Source organism: Candidatus Pseudoscillospira sp. SGI.172, from assembly GCF_050313575.1.
Taxonomy (GTDB): Bacteria; Bacillota; Clostridia; order Oscillospirales; family Oscillospiraceae; genus Vermiculatibacterium.
Window position 1 is genome coordinate 31,967 of record NZ_JBNPLQ010000015.1, and the last position, 17,901, is coordinate 49,867.

The 17,901-nt window shown below is 61.6% G+C and carries 17 protein-coding genes; 8 read left to right on the forward strand and 9 right to left on the reverse strand.

Going from position 1 to position 17,901, the window contains the following annotated elements:
- Window positions 1–270 precede the first annotated feature (270 nt).
- Window positions 271–960 carry a VTT domain-containing protein gene (locus ACQRD3_RS07425; RefSeq protein WP_080908029.1) on the forward strand — a complete coding sequence of 230 codons (690 nt, stop codon included), beginning with the start codon at window positions 271–273 and terminating at the stop codon, window positions 958–960.
- On the opposite strand, the gene ACQRD3_RS07430 is transcribed toward ACQRD3_RS07425, so the two are convergent.
- Window positions 944–2,164, reverse strand: a complete 1,221-nt coding sequence (locus ACQRD3_RS07430) for a tRNA(Met) cytidine acetate ligase (protein WP_080908028.1) — start codon at window positions 2,162–2,164, stop codon at window positions 944–946. The two genes, ACQRD3_RS07425 and ACQRD3_RS07430, sit on opposite strands and share 17 nt — an antisense overlap.
- 186 nt (window positions 2,165–2,350) lie before the next feature.
- Here ACQRD3_RS07430 and ACQRD3_RS07435 point away from each other — a divergent pair, with 186 nt between their 5' ends.
- Window positions 2,351–3,550: an acetate kinase gene (locus tag ACQRD3_RS07435; RefSeq protein ID WP_080908027.1), complete on the forward strand. Its 1,200-nt coding sequence runs from the start codon at window positions 2,351–2,353 to the stop codon at window positions 3,548–3,550.
- A gap of 313 nt (window positions 3,551–3,863) precedes the next feature.
- Here the strand turns inward: ACQRD3_RS07435 and gdhA are convergent, their stop codons facing one another.
- Window positions 3,864–5,210, reverse strand: coding sequence for an NADP-specific glutamate dehydrogenase (gene gdhA / locus ACQRD3_RS07440; RefSeq protein ID WP_080908025.1), 1,347 nt, complete (start codon window positions 5,208–5,210; stop codon window positions 3,864–3,866).
- A 199-nt stretch (window positions 5,211–5,409) separates the two neighbouring features.
- Window positions 5,410–6,768, reverse strand: coding sequence for a radical SAM protein (locus ACQRD3_RS07445; RefSeq protein ID WP_080908786.1), 1,359 nt, complete (start codon window positions 6,766–6,768; stop codon window positions 5,410–5,412).
- A 237-nt stretch (window positions 6,769–7,005) separates the two neighbouring features.
- Here ACQRD3_RS07445 and ACQRD3_RS07450 point away from each other — a divergent pair, with 237 nt between their 5' ends.
- Together ACQRD3_RS07450 and ACQRD3_RS07455 are read left to right on the forward strand one after the other, a co-directional pair.
- Complete coding sequence (locus ACQRD3_RS07450; protein WP_427780719.1) at window positions 7,006–8,604, forward strand: NAD(P)/FAD-dependent oxidoreductase; 1,599 nt, start codon at window positions 7,006–7,008, stop codon at window positions 8,602–8,604.
- A 130-nt stretch (window positions 8,605–8,734) separates the two neighbouring features.
- On the forward strand, window positions 8,735–9,868 hold the full coding sequence (locus ACQRD3_RS07455; protein WP_080908023.1) for a tyrosine-type recombinase/integrase: 1,134 nt from the start codon (window positions 8,735–8,737) through the stop codon (window positions 9,866–9,868).
- A 46-nt stretch (window positions 9,869–9,914) separates the two neighbouring features.
- Here ACQRD3_RS07455 and ACQRD3_RS07460 read toward each other — a convergent pair whose 3' ends face one another.
- From ACQRD3_RS07460 to ACQRD3_RS07480, 5 genes are all read right to left on the reverse strand, one after another.
- Window positions 9,915–10,289 carry a desulfoferrodoxin family protein gene (locus ACQRD3_RS07460; protein ID WP_080908022.1) on the reverse strand — a complete coding sequence of 125 codons (375 nt, stop codon included), beginning with the start codon at window positions 10,287–10,289 and terminating at the stop codon, window positions 9,915–9,917.
- Window positions 10,290–10,314: 25 nt separating this feature from the next.
- Window positions 10,315–11,685 (reverse strand): citrate/2-methylcitrate synthase, encoded by a 1,371-nt coding sequence (locus ACQRD3_RS07465; protein ID WP_427780722.1) that lies wholly within the window; start codon window positions 11,683–11,685, stop codon window positions 10,315–10,317.
- Between the two features lie 223 nt (window positions 11,686–11,908).
- Window positions 11,909–12,703: an ABC transporter ATP-binding protein gene (locus tag ACQRD3_RS07470; protein ID WP_427780724.1), complete on the reverse strand. Its 795-nt coding sequence runs from the start codon at window positions 12,701–12,703 to the stop codon at window positions 11,909–11,911.
- Complete coding sequence (locus ACQRD3_RS07475) at window positions 12,696–13,640, reverse strand: ABC transporter permease (protein WP_427780726.1); 945 nt, start codon at window positions 13,638–13,640, stop codon at window positions 12,696–12,698. Before ACQRD3_RS07475 ends, ACQRD3_RS07470 begins: the two co-directional genes overlap by 8 nt.
- Before the next feature lie 96 nt (window positions 13,641–13,736).
- Window positions 13,737–14,756, reverse strand: a complete 1,020-nt coding sequence (locus ACQRD3_RS07480; protein ID WP_427780728.1) for an ABC transporter substrate-binding protein — start codon at window positions 14,754–14,756, stop codon at window positions 13,737–13,739.
- 165 nt (window positions 14,757–14,921) lie between these two features.
- On the opposite strand from ACQRD3_RS07480, the gene ACQRD3_RS07485 reads away from it, so the two are divergent.
- The 4 genes from ACQRD3_RS07485 to ACQRD3_RS07500 all read left to right on the forward strand — a co-directional run bounded on the left by ACQRD3_RS07485 (window position 14,922) and on the right by ACQRD3_RS07500 (window position 17,671).
- Window positions 14,922–15,611, forward strand: a complete 690-nt coding sequence (locus ACQRD3_RS07485; RefSeq protein ID WP_080908017.1) for an aspartate/glutamate racemase family protein — start codon at window positions 14,922–14,924, stop codon at window positions 15,609–15,611.
- 85 nt (window positions 15,612–15,696) lie between these two features.
- Entirely contained in the window at window positions 15,697–16,425 is a 729-nt protein-coding gene (locus tag ACQRD3_RS07490) for a WecB/TagA/CpsF family glycosyltransferase (protein ID WP_427780730.1), read from the forward strand.
- The gene (locus ACQRD3_RS07495) at window positions 16,422–17,111 is read left to right on the forward strand and encodes a dTMP kinase (protein ID WP_080908015.1); all 690 of its coding nucleotides are present in this window, start codon (window positions 16,422–16,424) and stop codon (window positions 17,109–17,111) included. Before ACQRD3_RS07490 ends, ACQRD3_RS07495 begins: the two co-directional genes overlap by 4 nt.
- A gap of 14 nt (window positions 17,112–17,125) precedes the next feature.
- Window positions 17,126–17,671, forward strand: a complete 546-nt coding sequence (locus ACQRD3_RS07500) for a DJ-1 family glyoxalase III (RefSeq protein ID WP_080908014.1) — start codon at window positions 17,126–17,128, stop codon at window positions 17,669–17,671.
- Window positions 17,672–17,735: 64 nt separating this feature from the next.
- On the opposite strand, the gene ACQRD3_RS07505 is transcribed toward ACQRD3_RS07500, so the two are convergent.
- On the reverse strand, window positions 17,736–17,900 hold the full coding sequence (locus ACQRD3_RS07505; RefSeq protein WP_198933294.1) for a hypothetical protein: 165 nt from the start codon (window positions 17,898–17,900) through the stop codon (window positions 17,736–17,738).
- Window position 17,901 lies beyond the last annotated feature (1 nt).

Below are 17,901 nucleotides of genomic sequence, written 5' to 3' on the forward strand. Positions count from 1 at the left end.
AGAACACCCACCGCGTGGGTGATGTAGACGATCTGATCTTCTCCGGCAAGACGGTCATCCCCAGCGAGCGGTAAAAAAGAAAACAATCCACGGCAAAGAAGCGACCACACCTTGGTGCCGGGTGTGGCTTTTTTGTACCTTTTTAAGCGACGGGTTATTTTGTCCCGCCGTGTTTTTTCGCGTTTTTTCAGAAAATCGTTCGGCTTTTGCATGGATTCTTCCGCCCGAACGTGGTATCCTTTTCTCAGAGGCGAAAAGGAGGCCGGGGCGATGCAGAAGAAAAAAATGATTTGGGCGGTGACGCTGGCGGGTACCCTGGCGCTGCTGGCCGGCCTGGCGCTGCTCCTGGGCTCCACCGGCTTTTTTGAGGCCGCCCGCTCCCAGGAGGGGCTCCGCCGCTATATTGAGCGCTACACACCTCACTCCCACCTGGTTTTTTTCGCGCTCCAGCTCTCCTCCGTCATTTTGGCTCCCATCCCCAGCAATGTAATTGCGGCGGTGGGCGGGCTCCTCTTCGGCACCCTTCCGGCATTTTTTCTCACCGCCGGGGCCGTGCTGCTGGGCTCGGCCATCGTCTTTGCCCTGGGCCGCGCTCTGGGCCGCCCCTTCGCCGAGCGCTTTATCAGCCGGGGCAGGCTGGAAAAATATGCGGAGGTCATCCGCCGGAAGCGGAACACCTTTTTCTTTTTGGCCTTTCTCTTCCCCTTTTTTCCCGATGACCTGCTGTGCATCGCGGCGGGGCTGACCGACATCCCCTTCTCTCAGTTCTTCCTGCTGGCAGCCTTGGCCCGGCCCTGGGGACTCCTGGCGGCCTCGGCCTTGGGCGGCTCCGCCCTCAGCATTCCCGTCTGGGGCATGGTCCTTTTGGGGGCGGCCGCTCTGGCGCTCTTCCTCGTGGCCCTCAAATACGGGGACCGGTTCGAAGCCGCCCTCATGGACCGGCTCAAAAAAGAGAAGTAGGGTCGTCCGACTGCGGCCCCTGCTCCAGAATGACCGGCCCGGAGGTGTAGTCCAACCCTCCGGGCCGCACTGTTTCAAAGCACAGTCCGTAGAGGTCGGTCCCCCGGCGCTCCAGGGCAAAAAGCCGCTGGGCCTCCGGCGGGAATTCGCTGATGTGGGCGGGTTTGGTCAGGATGGGCAGCGCGGCGCGGGACTTCATCTCCCGGAGGAGGGCCATCCCCCGGCCGTTCGTCCCCAGCACCCGCAGGTACTCCGGGCGGGCGGGCCGGTCGGCCGCCGTCAGACCCAGAAATGCCCAGATGGCCAGCCGCCGGAGCCGTGCATGAACATAGCGGCGGGTCTTGGCCAGGCGGTAGAACTCCTCCAGACTCTCCGCCTCCCCCGCCGCCCGGACCAGGCGGGCGGGCAGCCCCTCTTTAACGCCGCTGTCGGGCAAGGCGGCAAAGTCTGCCTCTCCCATGGTCCGCAACCGGGCAAGGACCGCCCGCTGGATCCGGCTGCGATCCGCGATCCCCACCGCCTTCAGTGTCTCGGGCGCGCCGGCGGGCATCCAGGGAACCATCTCATCCCACTTCCCCTTCTTGGCCAGCTCCCGCAGCGCAGAGGCAGAGGCGAAACCGCCTGCAGGAGAGTCGCTGTCATGGGAAACACCTTCCCGGACAATCGCCAGTGCGCCCAGTCGTCCTCCTGTTGCCCGGAGATATTCCACCCCCAGGCTGTCGTTGGGCCCCCGCAGCAGCTCCGCCCGCTTCCCCACGCATTTTACCAGGGCACGCTGCCTCGCCTCCGCAAAGGAAATTCCCTTGTCTAACTCTGCCCGAAGGGCGTTTCGGTATGCTTCGCTCTCCAGTCCGGCCGCCAGTACCCGCAGGGAGGCCAGATCTCCGCTCTCACTGCCGAAGGAGATGGTATCCACCACCCCGGTGGCCTCCAACACGGCCACAGCTCCCCGGGCGAAGCCCTCCGCCGAGGAGATGGCCCAGGGCAGGGGAAGCTCCAGCACCAGGTCGGCCCCGCCCTCCAGCGCCAGCCCGGCCCGGGTCCACTTGTCCGCCAGGGCGCACTCTCCCCGCTGCACCCAGCTTCCGCTCATGACGCACACCACCGGTTTGTCCTCTCCCAGCAGTGCCCTGGTCTGTGCAATATGATGGGCGTGTCCCAGGTGGAACGGGTTGTATTCGGCGGTAATTCCAACGGCTTTCATAAGATTCCTCCAAAACTTCCCCTGGTTTTTGTTTTCTTTTCCCAAGAAAAATGAGTTGTTCTTTTCCGAAAAAAGTTATACAATAAAACTAATGGGTTTTCCCCACTATCTGGTTAAAAATTTAACACGTTTTCTGCTCAATGACAAGCTATCCGCAACATTTTTATTTGAAGGAGAGACCAACCAATGAAAATCCTTGTGATCAATGCCGGCAGCTCTTCCCTGAAGTATCAGCTCATGGACTCCGTCAGCCATGACGTGCTGGCCAAGGGTCTGTGCGAGCGAATCGGTATTGATGGCCGTCTGACCCACAAAGTCCCCGCCAAGGACGCTAAGTATGAGTTCAACATTGCCATGCCCACTCACTCCGAGGCCATCCAGTCCGTGCTGGACGCCCTGGTTTCCCCCGAGCACGGCGTGATCGCAGACGTCAAGGAGATCGATGCAGTGGGTCACCGGGTGGTCCACGGCGGCGAGGCCTTTGCCCAGTCCGTGCTCATCACCGACGACGTGATGAAGGCCATCGAGGACTGCATCCCCCTGGCACCTCTCCACAATCCCGCTAATATCACCGGCATCCGGGCCTGCCAGAAGGTCATGGGCAACGTGCCCATGGTCGCCGTGTTCGACACCGCCTTCCATCAGACCATGCCCGAAAAGGCCTATCTCTATGCGCTGCCCTACGAGTACTACGAGAATGACAAGGTCCGCCGCTACGGCTTCCACGGCACCTCTCACCGCTATGTCTCCGCCCGGGCCGCCGCCATGCTGGGCAGGGACGCCAAGGAGCTGAAGATCATCACCTGCCACCTGGGCAACGGCTCCTCCGTCTCCGCTGTGGACTGCGGCAAGAGCGTGGACACCTCCATGGGCTTCACTCCCCTGGCCGGTCTGCCCATGGGCACCCGCTCCGGCGATCTGGACGCCGGGATCCTGGAATACCTGATGACCAAGTACGACATGGACATCAAGGAGATGCTGAACATCCTCAACAAGAAGTCCGGCGTGCTGGGCATCTCCGGCGTCAGCTCTGACTTCCGCGACCTGGAGGATGCCGCCAAGGAGGGCAACCACCGCGCCGAGCTGGCTCTGGAGTCCTTCCAGTACAACGTCAAGAAGCTCATCGGCGCCTATGCCGCCGCCATGGGCGGCGTGGATGCCATCGTCTTTACCGCCGGTGTGGGCGAGAACGACATGGGCACCCGGATGGCCGTGGCCTCCGGCCTGGAGTTCATGGGCGTGAAAATGGACGCTCAGGCCAACAGCACCCGGGGCAAGGAGGCCGTCATCTCCGCGTCCGACTCCAAGGTGAAGGTCCTCCTCATCCCCACCGACGAGGAGCTGATGATCGCAACCGACACCGCCGAAATCGTGGGCAGCTTGTAAATCTCACATCCTGCTGATCAGGGGGGCGCGCGGCTGAGCTGCGCGCCCCCCTTTTTTTCTGTGCAGAGTCTCCGATCAAAGAGGGCGTCATCGTTTTGAAGCGATGACGCCCTCTTTGATTCAGTCACGTGTGTGCTGCGCGTTTCCATTGCACCCTGGGCCAGCATGGCGTTGACCGTCCCCAACCGGCTTCGCCGGCCGGGGACCGCTTTCCTTTTTCATGCTCGCTCGGCACAAAACCTCCCCCTGCGGCGAGATTCCCAGCGCAGGGCGCCGCCCCATCCGCAATGGGCCCAGCCTAGCCGGCTTTCCCTTACATCACGCCCTGGGCCAGCATGGCGTCGGCCACTTTCAGGAAGCCGGCAATGTTGGCGCCCGCCACCAGGTTGCCCTTCATGCCGTATTTCTCAGCAGCCTGGGAGGCGTTTTGGTAGATGCTCACCATGATTCCGTGAAGCTTCTCATCCACCTCGTCAAAGGTCCAGGACAGCCGCAGGGAGTTCTGGCTCATCTCCAGACCGGAGGTGGCCACGCCGCCGGCATTGGCCGCCTTGGCAGGGGCAAACAGCACGCCTGCCTTCTGGAATACCGCCACAGCCTCGGGAGTGGAGGGCATGTTGGCACCCTCGGACACGGCGATGCAGCCGTTGGCCACCAGAGCCTTGGCCCCAGCCTCGTCCAGCTCGTTCTGGGTGGCGCAGGGCAGCGCCACATCGCAGGGCACTGTCCAAATGCCGCGGCAGCCCTCCACGTACTTCGCAGTGGGCACATAGTCCAGATAAGTCTTGATCCGGGCCCGCTTGACCTCTTTGATCTCCTGCATGACCTTGTAGTCGATGCCGTTTTCATCCACGATATAGCCGCTGGAATCGCTCATGGCCACCACAGTGGCACCTAGCTGGGCAGCCTTCTGGTTGGCGTAAATGGCCACGTTTCCGGAGCCGGAGACGACCACCCGCTTGCCCTGGAAGGACTGACCTGCACCCTTGAGCATTTCCTGGGTGAAGTAGCATACGCCGTAGCCGGTGGCCTCGGTACGGGCCAGAGAGCCGCCAAAGGTGAGGCCCTTGCCGGTGAGCACGCCGGTGAACTCGTTGCGGATGCGCTTGTACTGGCCGAACAGGTAGCCGATCTCCCGGCCGCCCACGCCGATGTCGCCGGCGGGCACGTCGGTGTCGGGACCGATGTGGCGCTGAAGCTCGGTCATGAACGCTTGGCAGAAACGCATGATCTCCCCGTCGGACTTTCCCTTGGGATCAAAGTCGCTGCCGCCCTTGCCGCCGCCCATGGGCAGCGTGGTCAGGGCGTTTTTGAAGGTCTGCTCAAAACCAAGGAATTTGATGATGGACAGGTTCACGCTGGGGTGGAACCGCAGGCCGCCCTTATAGGGGCCGATGGCGGAGTTGAATTCCACCCGATAGCCCCGGTTGACCTGCACCTTTCCGCTGTCGTCCACCCAGGATACCCGGAACTGAACGGTACGTTCAGGCTCTACCAGCCGCTCGACGATCCCGCTCCGCTCCAGCTCGGGACGGCACGCTACTACCGGCTCCAGAGACTCCAGTACCTCCAGAACGGCCTGGAGAAACTCCGGCTCATGGGCGCTCTTTTTTTCCAGCGCCTCATAGACGCCTTTCAGGTACGCGCTGTTCAATGCCATATGGACCAAACTCCTTTGCTTGGGACGGGTCCCGTGTTCCGGCCCGCCAAATTTTGACCTCTCGGCCTCTCCCTTGAGATTGAATTTATTATACACTTCGATTCGCTAAAGCACAATAAAAAAATGAAATTTTCAAATCCAAAACTTTCAAAAAAAACACCCCGGCGGTTTCCCGTCGGGGTGTGATGGACCGTGCAGGTCACTTGTGCTTTTTCTCCAGGGTCTCCTCCCACAGCCGGTCAGCCGAGGGCTTCCAGTTGGCGGCATACTGCACGCACTTTTCGCACAGGTGCTCAGCAGACTCAGGGGACTGGAGATCGGTGGAATGGGCGCCTGTGGCCTTGACCAGCTCCTGCAGACGCTCCGGGTTTTCCAGCATCGGGCAGGGGCGGAGCATGTTGTCGTTGAAGGGCTGGTTGTCATGATAGGCCTGGAAGAGGGGGCTCTTCAGCGCTTCCATAAGGGTACAGTCATGGATATTACAGTTGGAGTAGTGAATGAACACGCAGGGGTCCACGTCACCGTTGGCGTTGATGTGCAGGTAGTGACGTCCTCCGGCGATGCATCCGCCGATGTATTCGGCATCGTTCTGGAAGTCCAGGGAGAAGATGGCCTTGGTCTCTCGGAACCCGCGGATCCGGCGGTAGACTGTCTCCCGCTGCTCGGGGGTGGGCATCAGTGCGGGGACGGCGTCGTTCCCAACGGGCATGTAGTGGAAGAACCACACGAAGAGAGCGCCCAGGTCGATCATGTGGTCAAAGAACTTCTCGCTGCTGATGTCGTTGTAGTTGACGCTGGTGTAGCAGGCGGAGATCCCGAAGGGGAGGTTGTGCTCCTTCAAAAGCGCCATGGCGTGGGTGACCTTTTCATAAACCCCGGGGCCGCGGCGGCTGTCGTTGGCCTCCTCAAAGCCCTCCAGGGAAATGGCGGGGATAAAATTCTTCACCCGCAGCATCTCACGACAGAAATCCTCGTCGATGAGGGTGGCATTGGTGAAGGAGAGAAACTCGCAGTCGGGGTGCATTTCGCACAGCTTCATGAGATCGGCCTTGCGCACCAGCGGCTCGCCGCCGGTGTATATGTACATGTAAATGCCAAGCTCCTTGCCCTGACGGATGATGGAGTCGATATCCTCCAGCGTCAGGTTCAGCTTGTTGCCGTATTCGGCGGCCCAGCAGCCGGTGCAGTGGAGGTTGCAGGCGGAGGTGGGATCCAGCAGGACGGCCCAGGGCACGTTGCAGTTCTCCCTCTTTGCAATGTCTTCCTGAATGGCGCTGCCGTTCAGGCTGGCGTTAACAATAAAATTGCGGAAAAAGACGTCACGGACTCCGGGATCCAACTCATAGACCCGCTCAATGAGCTGCCACCAGTTTCCTTTTTCCCGAATGGCGTTTCGAATGGCGCTCCGCTGCCCTTCATACCACCCGTCAGGGGAAAAACGATCGACCAAATCCATCAGTTTTGGAATGTTTTGTTCCGGGTCCTTCGACAGATAGCTCAGAGCGGTATTGACGGCTGCCGCCATCGCAGCCCTCTTTGCCTTGTCCATAGCTCCCATGAAAATCAACTCCATTCTTTTAGCTTGTACATCTCTTTTGGAATTTTATGTATTTTATCCCATGTTGATAACCTTGCCACACAATTATTATAATACTATATTTGCAGAAAATCAACACGTGTAGTTTAATTTTGTCGAAATTTTTCCCTCACGTTGTGAGAGCGGCAAAACTGTGGTACAATGACCAAATAACCAGTCCGACTTTTTCTTCCAGTTTCTGAAAGTGCGGTGATCCTGTTGATCAAAATCCAAAATATCTCCCTTTCGCTTGACAGCGCCGGGGAGGATCTGTGCAAGAAGGCCGCGAAGGCGCTGGGTGTCTCGCCCGACGCCCTGGGGCCGGTGCGGCTGCTCCGCCGCTCGGTGGACGCCAGAAAGAAAAGCGACGTCCGCTATATCTGCACGGTGGTGGCGGAGGCGGAGGACGAGGCCCGTCTGGTTCAGCGGGCCCACAGTCCCAACGTGACCCTCTGGATGCCGGAGCCCTATCGATTCCCCGCAGCGGGGCGGACCTCTCCCCTGCGGCCCGTGGTGGTGGGCATGGGCCCGGCTGGGCTTTTTGCCGCCCTCCTGCTGGCCCGGAACGGAATTCCATCCACCGTTCTGGAACGGGGCCGGGCCGTGGAGGAGCGGACGGCAGACGTGGAGCGTTTCTGGTCCGGAGGGGCTTTGGACGAGGGCTCCAACGTCCAGTTCGGGGAGGGGGGCGCGGGAACCTTCTCAGACGGAAAACTGAACACCGGTACACACGACCCACGAATTTCCGCCGTGCTGGAGGAATTTGTCCGCCACGGTGCGCCGGAGGACATTCTCTGGCAGCAAAAGCCCCACGTGGGCACCGACCTCCTCCGACAGGTGGTCAAAAGCATCCGGGAGGAGCTGCTGGCCCTGGGCTGCGACATCCGCTTCGGCCACCGGCTGACCGGTCTGACCATAGGCCCCGGCGGGCTGCGGTCCATCCGGGCGGAGGCCGGTGCGGAGCGCTATGAACTGGATTGCGACACGCTGGTGCTGGCCCCGGGCCACTCCGCCCGGGACACCTTCCGGATGCTGCGGGACGCCGGGATCCCCATGGAGGCCAAGCCCTTCGCCATCGGCTGCCGCATCGAGCACAGGCAGGCCGCCGTCTCCGAGGCCCAGTTCGGCCCCGCCTGGGAAAAGCTTCCCCCCGCCGACTACAAGCTGGCCTGCCACCTGCCCGGCGGCCGCTCGGCCTTCACCTTCTGCGTCTGCCCCGGCGGGCAGGTGGTAGCCGCCGCCTCGGAGGCAGGCGGGGTGGTCACCAACGGCATGAGCCTGCGGGCCCGGGACGGCGCGAACATCAACGGCGGCTTCCTGGTGGGGGTCTCCCCCGCCGACTTCGGTCCCGGCGTTCTGGACGGTGTGGCCTTCCAGGAGCAGTGGGAGCGCGCTGCCTTCGCCGCCGGGGGCGGCACCTACCGGGCTCCGGCCCAGAATGTGGGAGATTTCCTTTCCGGGCGGCCCTCCGTCCGCCTGTCCGGACTCTCCCCCACCTACCGCCCCGGCGTGACCCCGGGCAGTCTGGATCGCTGCCTCCCCCCCGCCGTCACAGACACCCTTCGGGCGGCGCTTTCCCTCTTTGACCGGAAACTCCGTGGCTTTGCAGATCCATCCGCCCTGCTCACCGGCGTGGAGACCCGCTCATCCTCCCCTGTCCGCATCCTGCGGGATCTCACCTTCCAGTCCCCTGTCCGGGGCATTTTCCCCTGTGGGGAGGGCGCCGGCTACGCCGGCGGCATCACCTCCGCCGCCGTGGACGGCATCCGGGTCGCGGAGGCGGTTGCCGCCGGTTCCCCAGACGCTCTTGCCGTATAAAAATTTCTCCCGCTCCAAACCCTAGGAGCGGGAGAAGATTTTCCTGTCTTTTCTTCTCCGGTTGTGTTATCTTGTTCTTTACATGCTTTGCTGTCGAAGCATGTCGGATCAGGAGGAAGGAAGAGTCAGCATGGGCAGAAAACAGTATGAACGAGGCATTTCTTACGATGATGAGCGGCAGCTCTATTATCTTTATATAGACCTGGGACGAGATGAGAACGGGGACCGCCAGCGCCGCTACCGCACCTTTCGCACGCTGGCCGAGGCCCGCAAGGTACAGAAGGACATTCTGGCCCAAAAGACCCGGGCCACGCTTCTGGTCCCATCTGACCTGACGCTGGACCAGTGGCTGGGGCGCTGGATGGACGAGATCGTCATCCCAAACCGGGCGGAGACCACTGCCTACGGCTATCAGAGGATCATCCAAAATCACATCTCCCCGGCGCTGGGGAGCATCCCGCTGCAAAAGCTGTCTCCCAGGGACCTGCAGCACTATTACGCCGAGTTGCTCCGCACCACTGGGCTCAGCGCCAACACGGTCCGCCGCCATCACGACCTGCTGTCCGCCGCCCTCCACGCCGCACAGAGGCTGGATCTTATCCTCCGCTCTCCCACGGAGCGGGTGGAGCCGCCCCGGGTCGTGCACAAGGAGACCCGTTATTACACCTCGGACACGCTCAAACGCCTGTACGAGTTGGCTGAGGGGAGCCATCTGGAAGTGGCGATCCATCTGGCCGGAAGCCTGGGCCTCCGCCGGGAGGAAATCTGTGGGCTCCGCTGGGAAAACGTGGACTTTCAGCTCCACAAGCTCCACATCTGTACCGCCCGAACCACCGCCGGGGGCCGTATCATCGAAAAGGAGACCAAAAACCGCTCTTCCACCCGGACGCTCCATATGGAGGAGGCCATCGAAGGGCTGCTCCGGCGCGAGGCCCGCCGCCAGCAGGACCGAAAACAGTTTCTGGGGGCCGCCTGGCCGGACAGCGGCCTGGTGCTGGTGGACGAGAGCGGGGTCCCAGTCTCCCCCAACGTCCTCTCCGTATCCTTCACCCGCTTCATCCGCGCCAACGGCCTGCCCCCAATCACGCTCCACGGTCTGCGCCACACCTTCGCCACCGTGGCCTCCGCCCAAGGCGCGCCTCTCTTCGACATCGGCAAGGCGCTGGGCCACTCCACCCCCGCCACCACCGGTCGAATCTACACTCACCTCTCCGACCAGCTCCACAGGGACACCCTGGACCGGGTTGCCGCCGCCCTCAAATAGAAAAGGAAGCGCCCCGCTGCGGGGCGCTTCCTTTTTCATCATGGATTCAGATCTCTTTCTTCCAGAGGCCGTGGAGATTGCAGAACGCATAGGCTGCCGCCGGATTCTCGCCGGGGGCCAGGGTGAAAACGGCGTGGGGAGCCTCGCCGGGGTTCAGCGCCTTCTTCTGGAAGCCGTGCTTCGTCTCCAGCACGATCCACTCGATAAAGTGCTCGGGGATCATGGGGTGCTCCACCGCACCCACCTTGACGGTGACCTGGCTGCCGGATATCTCCGCCACGGGCACATGCTTCTCCAAAGAGGCATCCACGGTGCCGGGGATCAGCTCCTTCATGGGTTCTCCGCAGCAGACCACAGGTACTCCCGCGTCCCGGAAATAGGTGATGATATTGCCGCAGTGGGCGCAAATGTAGAACTTCATACCGATTCCTCTCTTCTGATTTAGATTAAGACCGGTCCGTCAAGGGCCGATACTCCTGATGGCTGCCCACATACTGATAGGCGGGGCGGATGATCTTGCTCATGTTGATGAGCTCCTCGACGCGGTGGGCGCTCCAGCCGGCAATGCGGGCAATGGCAAAGATGGGGGTGTACAGCTCCAAAGGAAGATCCAGCATGTGATAGACGAATCCGGAGTAGAAGTCCACGTTGGCGGATACGCCTTTGTAGATCTTCCGCTCCCCCGAGATGACCTCCGGCCCCAGCCGCTCCACCAGAGAGTAGAGCTTGTACTCCTTCTCCCGCCCCTTTTCGGAGGAGAGCTTCTCCACGAAAGAGCGCAGTACGTTGGCCCGGGGATCAGACAGGGAATAGACGGCGTGTCCCATACCGTAAATGAGACCGGACCTGTCAAAGGCCTTTTTGTCCAGCAGAGCCTGGAGGTAGGCTCGCACCTCATCCTCGTCCTCCCAGTCCGCCACCTGGCGCTTCAGATCCTCGAACATCCGCACGACCTTGATGTTGGCGCCGCCGTGGCGGGGACCCTTCAGGGAGGCCAGCGCAGCCGCCATGCAGGAATAGGTGTCCGTCCCGGAAGAGGTCACCACATGGGTGGTAAAGGTGGAGTTGTTGCCGCCGCCGTGTTCAGCGTGGAGGATCAGACAGATGTCCAGCACATGGGCTTCCCAGTAGCTGTACTGAGAGTCTGGCCGAAGTAGGTGCAAAATATTCTCCGCCGTGGACAATTCCGGCCGGGGCGCGTGGATGAAGAGGCTGTTGCCCTCCTTATAATGGTAGGCCTGATAGCCATATACCGACAGCAGCGGAAAGACCGAGATCATCTGCAGGCACTGGCGCATGACGTTGGGCAGGCTGATGTCGTCGGCCCGGCGGTCGTAGGCGGCCAGATTGAGCACGCTGCGGGCCAGAGAATTCATAATATCGTGGCTGGGCGCTTTCAGCACCACGTCCCGCACAAAATTGTTGGGCAAAGAGCGGTAATATCCCAGCAGCCGGCGGAACTCCTCCAGTTGTCCACTGTCCGGCAGGTGTCCCAGAAGAAGCAGATAGGCGGTCTCCTCAAAGCCGAACCGGCCCTCCCGCAGGGTGCCCGCCACCAGCTCCTCCACGTCCACCCCGCGGAAATAGAGCTTTCCCTCACAGGGCACCTCCGTGCCGTCAGGGAGCTTGTCCTTGGCGTGGATGTCAGAGATCTCGGTCAGCCCGGCCAAAACGCCCTTGCCGTTGAGATCCCGAAGCCCACGCTTCACATCGTATTTGGTATAGTCGCCGGCATTGATGCGGCTGTTTCGTCTGGCTTCTGCGGCAATGGCCCGCACCTCGGGGGTCAAATCGCAGTAATTGGGATTACTTGCCATCTTATGCCTCCTTTTCCCATGTTTCTTCTCATGTAAACAAATTTAAAATATCATAAAAATGTTTCTAATTTATGAATATTTTGTCGTCATCCTTGTGTTTCGAAAGGCGAAATGTGTCAAGATTTCGTGAAGATCTTCCATTTTCACCCTTTTGTGCAGAAAAGGCGCGCCATTCGCTCTTTTTGCGAACAGCACGCCATTTTCAACGGTTTTGTATCTCGCCCTACGACAGCAGCAGCTTGTCGTCGGCCTCGTCGGAGCCGCTGGCCTTGCTGAACAGCTCCAGCAGGCCCTCCACAGTGAGCTTTTTCTTCTCCGCTCCGGAGACGTCGACGGCAATGCGGCCTTCAAACATCATAATGAGCCGGTTTCCGTGGGCGATGGCATCCCGCATGTTGTGGGTGATCATGAGGGTGGTGAGTTTGTCCCGCCGGACGATGGTCTCGGTGGTCTCCAGCACCTTGGCCGCCGTTTTGGGGTCCAGCGCGGCGGTGTGCTCGTCCAGCAGCAGGAGCTTTGGTTTCCGGAGGGTGGCCATCAGCAGAGTCAGCGCCTGCCGCTGCCCACCCGAGAGCAGTCCCACCTTGGAGGTCATCCGCTCCTCCAGGCCCAGCCCCAGTGTGCCCAGCAGGGTGTGATACTTCTCCCGCTCGGCCTTGGTGATGCTCCAGCCCAGCCCCCGCTTCTGTCCCCGGCGGGCGGCCAGAGCCAGGTTCTCCTCAATCTGCATGGAGGCGGCGGTACCCATCATAGGGTCCTGAAAAACACGGCCGATGTAGGGGGCCCGCCTGTGCTCGGGCAGCCTGGTCACATCGGTGCCGCCGATGGTGATGGTGCCCTGATCCACAGGGTAAACTCCGGCCACTGCGTTCATCAGAGTAGACTTTCCCGCTCCGTTGCCGCCGATGACGGTGACGAAATCCCCGTCGGCCAGTGTGAGGCTCACCCCCTGCAGAGCCACTTTTTCATTGGTGGTGCCCGCGTTGAAGGTTTTCCAGATATCTTTGATCTCAAGCATGATCGGCCGCCTCCTTCCGCACGGGTTTGGAGAAGTATTTGCCCTTCCAGTACGGCACCGCCAGGAACACGGCCACCACCAGGGCGGTGAGGAGCTTCAGATCGTCGGTGTTCAGGCCCAGGCGCAGCACCACTTGGATGACGATGTAGTAGATAATGGCACCCACGGATACGGCAGTCAGCTTCAGGGCGAAGTTGCGGAACACCTTGCCCAGGACCACCTCGCCGATGATGACGGCGGCCAGGCCGATGACGATGGCGCCCCGTCCGCTGCTGACGTCGGCCGTGCCGTTATACTGGGCCAGCAGAGCGCCGGACAGGGCCACGATGCCGTTGGAGAGCATAAGGCCCAGCACCTTGCAGGAGTCGGTGTCAATGCCCTGGGCCCGGGCCATGTTGGGGTTGGAGCCGGTGGCCCGGAGGGCGCAGCCCCGCTCCGTGCCGAAGAACCAGTAGAGAAGGCCGATCCCCGCGGCGGTGAACACCGCCAGCAGCACCAGCGGATTTTGCAGCCCCACCTCCCGCACATACCGTGAGGAGACCAGGATATCGTAATTCTGCACGTTCAGCGCCTGATTGGCCTTTCCGCCCCCTGTGCCCCAGCCCAGGATGCGCAGGTTCACCGAGTAGAGGGCGAGCTGGGTCAGGATGCCGGCCAGGATGGCGGGAATCCCGCAGGCAGTATGAAACAGACCGGTGACGCAGCCTGCCGCCATCCCCGCCAGAAAAGCACACAGCAGGGCCAGCCAGGGATTCACGCCGCCGCGGATGAGCATGACGCACACGGCGCCGCCGGTGGCCATGGAGCCGTCCACCGTCAGGTCGGCCACGTCGAGGATCCGATAAGTGATGTATACGCCGATGGCCATCAGGCCCCAGATAAAGCCCTGGGCCGCGGCACCCGGCATGGATTTCAGCAGTGCGGACAGAAAGTCCATTTCCATTCCCCCAAAAATCATTGGTGTTTCGTATCACACGAAAAGAGCGGAAAAGGAAAGTCCCCTTCCGCCCTTTTTTCGTTTTCAGACCGCTTTTTACTTGGCCTCGACGGCCTCGTAGTCGGCGGGGATGGTGATATTCAGCGCCTCCGCGTTGGCGGCGTTGTACTTCTTGGTGACATTGGGCGCGAATTCCACGGGCATGGAGGACACGTCGGCTTCCCCGGTGAGGATCCTGGCGGCCATGGCTCCGGTAGTGGCGCCCAGATCGTAGTAGCTGATAGACAGGGTGGCTACACCGCAGCCGGTGCAGATTCCCTCTTCGCCGGCCACCACGGGCACCCCGGCGGGGATGACCACGTTGGCGATGGCCTCGGTGTTGGAGGCGGCGGTGTTGTCGGTGGGGATGTAGATGACGTCGGAGCCGTCACAGGCACTCTGTGCCACGGAGGCCACGTCGTTGGAGTCGGTGAAGGCGTAGTTGGCGCAGGTGTAGCCCATATCGGTGAGATAGCCTGTGATCACCTCCACCTGGTAGGCGGAGTTTGGCTCGGCGGAGCAGTAGAGCAGACCCACGTTCTTGGCGTCCGGGAAGAGCTCCTGAAGCATGGCGGCCTGCTGATCCAGGGGAGCCAGATCAGAGGTGCCCGAGACATTGCCTCCCACGGTGCCGGTCCAGTCCTTGATCTCCAGGGCGGTGGCATAGTCGGTGATGGAGGTGCCCAGGATGGGCACGTCGGCGGTGGCGGCGGCAGCCACCTGGAGGGGCGCGGTGGCATTGGCCAGGATCAGATCCACACCCTCGGAGAGAAAGCCGTCAATGATAGGGCCGCAGTTGGCGCTGTCGCCGGAGGCGTTGCCCTCGACAAACTTCACCTGTCCGGGCAGAGCCTTCTCCAGAGCGTCCTTAAAGCCCTGGGTGGCGGCGTCCAGAGCGGCATGCTGCACCAGCTGGCAAATGCCGACCGTGTAAGTCCCTTCGGCGGCAGCGGATTCGGCAGGGGCGGCGGACTCAGTGGGTGCAGCGGACTCGGCGGGCCTGCCGCCTCCGCATGCAGTCAGGGACAAGGCCAGAGCCGCAGACAGGCCCAGCGCCAAAAACTTCTTCTTTTCCATTTCTCGTTCCTCCATTGCGCTTTAGCACTTTGTGGTGCTAAATTATAGTGACATTATACTCATCTCCATTCCGCTTGTCAACCACAAAATGCCGAAGATTTCATTGACGCGTCCCATTCATTGGGATTAAACTGAAAGAAATTGAGCAAAACAGGAGGGACCGTTATGAAAACCATCGGCCTGATCGGCGGGATGAGTTGGGAGAGCACAGTCACTTATTATCAAATTGTCAACCATGTGGTCCAGCAGCGGCTGGGCGGGCTTCATTCCGCCCGGCTGCTGCTGGACAGCTTGGATTTTGCGGAGATCGAGGCCTGCCAGTCCAGCGGGGACTGGGAGAAGAGCGCCCGGCTGCTGACCGACGCCGCCCTCCGGCTGGAGGGGGCGGGGGCTGATCTCGTTCTTATCTGCACCAACACCATGCACAAGGTGGCCCCCCAGGTCCAGGCCGCTCTCCGCGTTCCCCTTCTCCACATCGCCGACGCCACCGCGGAAGCCCTCCGCGCCGCCGGGGTGGACACCGTAGCGCTGCTGGGGACCAAGTACACCATGTGTCAGGACTTTTATACGGAAAAGCTGATCGCCGCCGGGATCCGGGTTCTCATTCCAGACGAGCCCGACGTGGAACTGGTCAACCGGGTCATCTTCGACGAGCTCTGCCTTGGAATTTTAAAAGAGGGCTCCAGGCAGGAATTCCTCCGCGTCATCAATGCCCTGGCGCAAAAGGGCGCCCGAGGCGTCATTCTGGGCTGCACCGAGATCGGCCTGCTGGTCTCCCAGGCGGACACCCCCCTCCCCGTCTTTGACACCACCCTCATCCACGCCACCCGGGCCGCCGAACTGGCGCTGGGTTGAAATGAGCACCTCCCATGGACTTTTTTCTTCAGATGTGGTAAACTGAGAAAATCATTCTGGCCCTCGCTTGGGAGGAGGCATTTTTTTGAAAACAGATATTTTGGGTGTCGGCATCGACGATCTGACTCCCGATGAGGCGGTGGCCGCCGGTTCGGCCCTGATGGAGGAAGAGGGGTTCCACTATGTGGTCACCCCCAATCCGGAATTTGTTCTGGCCGCCAGGAAGGACGAGCAGTTTTGCGCCGTCCTCAACAGCGCCGATCTGGCCCTGGCCGACGGTATCGGTGTGGTCTACGCCGCCAAAATTTTGGGCCATCCCCTGAAGGGAAAGGTCACGGGCATCGACTTTGCCCAGGGCCTGCTCACCCGAATGGCCCACACGGGCCGCTCCCTCTTTCTGCTGGGGGCCAAGCCCGGCGTGGCGGAGCTGGCGGCGGAGAAGCTCCGCGCCGCCCACCCCGGTCTGCTCATCTGCGGCACCCACGACGGCTACTTTCAGGAGGACGCCCCGGTGGTGGAGGAGATCCGCGCCGCCGGAGCCGACGTGATCTTTGTCTGCCTGGGCGCGCCCAAGCAGGAGCTCTGGATGGTCCAGCACGGCCCCGACACTGGGGCCCGTCTGGCGGTGGGTCTGGGCGGCAGCCTGGACGTGTTCGCCGGCACGGTGGAGCGGGCTCCCGAGAGCTGGCAGAAGGCCGGAATGGAGTGGCTCTACCGGCTCATCAAGGAGCCCAGCCGCTTCGGCCGGATGGCCCGGCTCCCTCTCATCCTGGTGGACGCCCTGGCGGCGCGCCTGAGAGGAGGACGGGCATGAAAGGAAAACTGATCGTCTTTGAGGGTACCGACGGCTCGGGCAAGTCCACCCAGTTTCGGCTGCTGTGCGACCTGCTCCAGACCGCGGGAAACTCCTTTCACCGTCTGGTGTTCCCCCAGTATCAAGAGCCCTCCTCCGCCCTTTTGAAGATGTATCTGAACGGGGAGTTCGGCTCCCGCCCCTCCGATGTAAATCCCTACGCCGCATCCAGCTTCTACGCCGTGGACCGGTACGCCTCCTGGAAAAAGGTCTGGCAGCCTCTCTATGAGTCGGGGACCCTCATCCTCTCCGACCGGTACACTACCTCCAACGCCGTCCACCAAGGGGGCAAGCTCCCCCCTGCCGACCAGCCTGCCTTTTTCGATTGGCTCTTCGACTTTGAATACCGGAAGCTGGGCCTGCCCCAGCCCGATCTGGTGATCTATCTGGACATGCCCACGGAACAGGCCACCCGCCTTCTCCGCACCCGGGAGGCTGCCACCCACACCAGAGGCGACATCCACGAGGTGGACGACGCCTACCTCGCCCTCTGCCGCCGGACCGCGCTTCGGGCCGCCGACCACTACGGCTGGCAAAAGGTGTCCTGCGCGGACGCCGCCGGGGCCGTGCGAAGCATCCAGGACATCCATCGGGAGATCTGGGACATTGTGACAAAGCAGCTCTCCCTCCCGACTCAAACACATTAAAAGGAGGCTCCCCCATGGTTTGTATTTTATTGGCGGAAGGCTTTGAAGAGTCCGAGGCCATTGTTCCCGCCGACCTGCTCCGCCGGGCAGGAATTGAAGTGGCTCTCACCAGTTTGGCCGGAACCGAGGTCACCAGTTCTCACGGCATTACCGTCAAGGCTGACCGCACCCTGTCCGAGATCCGTACGGAGGATCTGGAGATGCTGGTCCTCCCGGGCGGTCTGGACGGCGTGGAGAACATCCGCATGGATCTGTTTGCCACCGCTCTGATCCAAAAGGTGTATGATAAAAAGATCTATTTGGCCTCCATCTGCGCCGCGCCCACCATTTTGGGCGGTATGGACCTGCTGGACGGCCGGGCAGCAGTGTGCTACCCCGGCATGGAGTCCGGGCTGGGCGCCGCCGAGGCGCGGATCGGAACCCCCGTAGTGGAGGACGGCTTCCTCATCACCGGGGAGGCGGCAGGCTCCGCCTTCGCCTTTGGGCTGAAGCTGGTGGAGCTGTTGAAGGGCCCCGCCGCGGCCGAGCAGGTCCGCCGCAGTATCCACTACCACGGCTGAGCGGGCCTGTCCCGTTTTTCATCAAAAAGAAGCGGGGCTGAGCCCCGCCTCTTCATGTAGGGTCTTAGCAGCAGCCGTCGTTGCCGCCGCAGCCGCATCCACCGCCGCAGCCACAGCCACCGCCGCAGCCGCCCCAGTTCCCGCCTCCGCAGCAGCAGCACAGGAGAATGATGATGAGGATGATCCAGCAGCAGCTGCCGCCGCCCCAACCGTTGTTACCACAGCACATA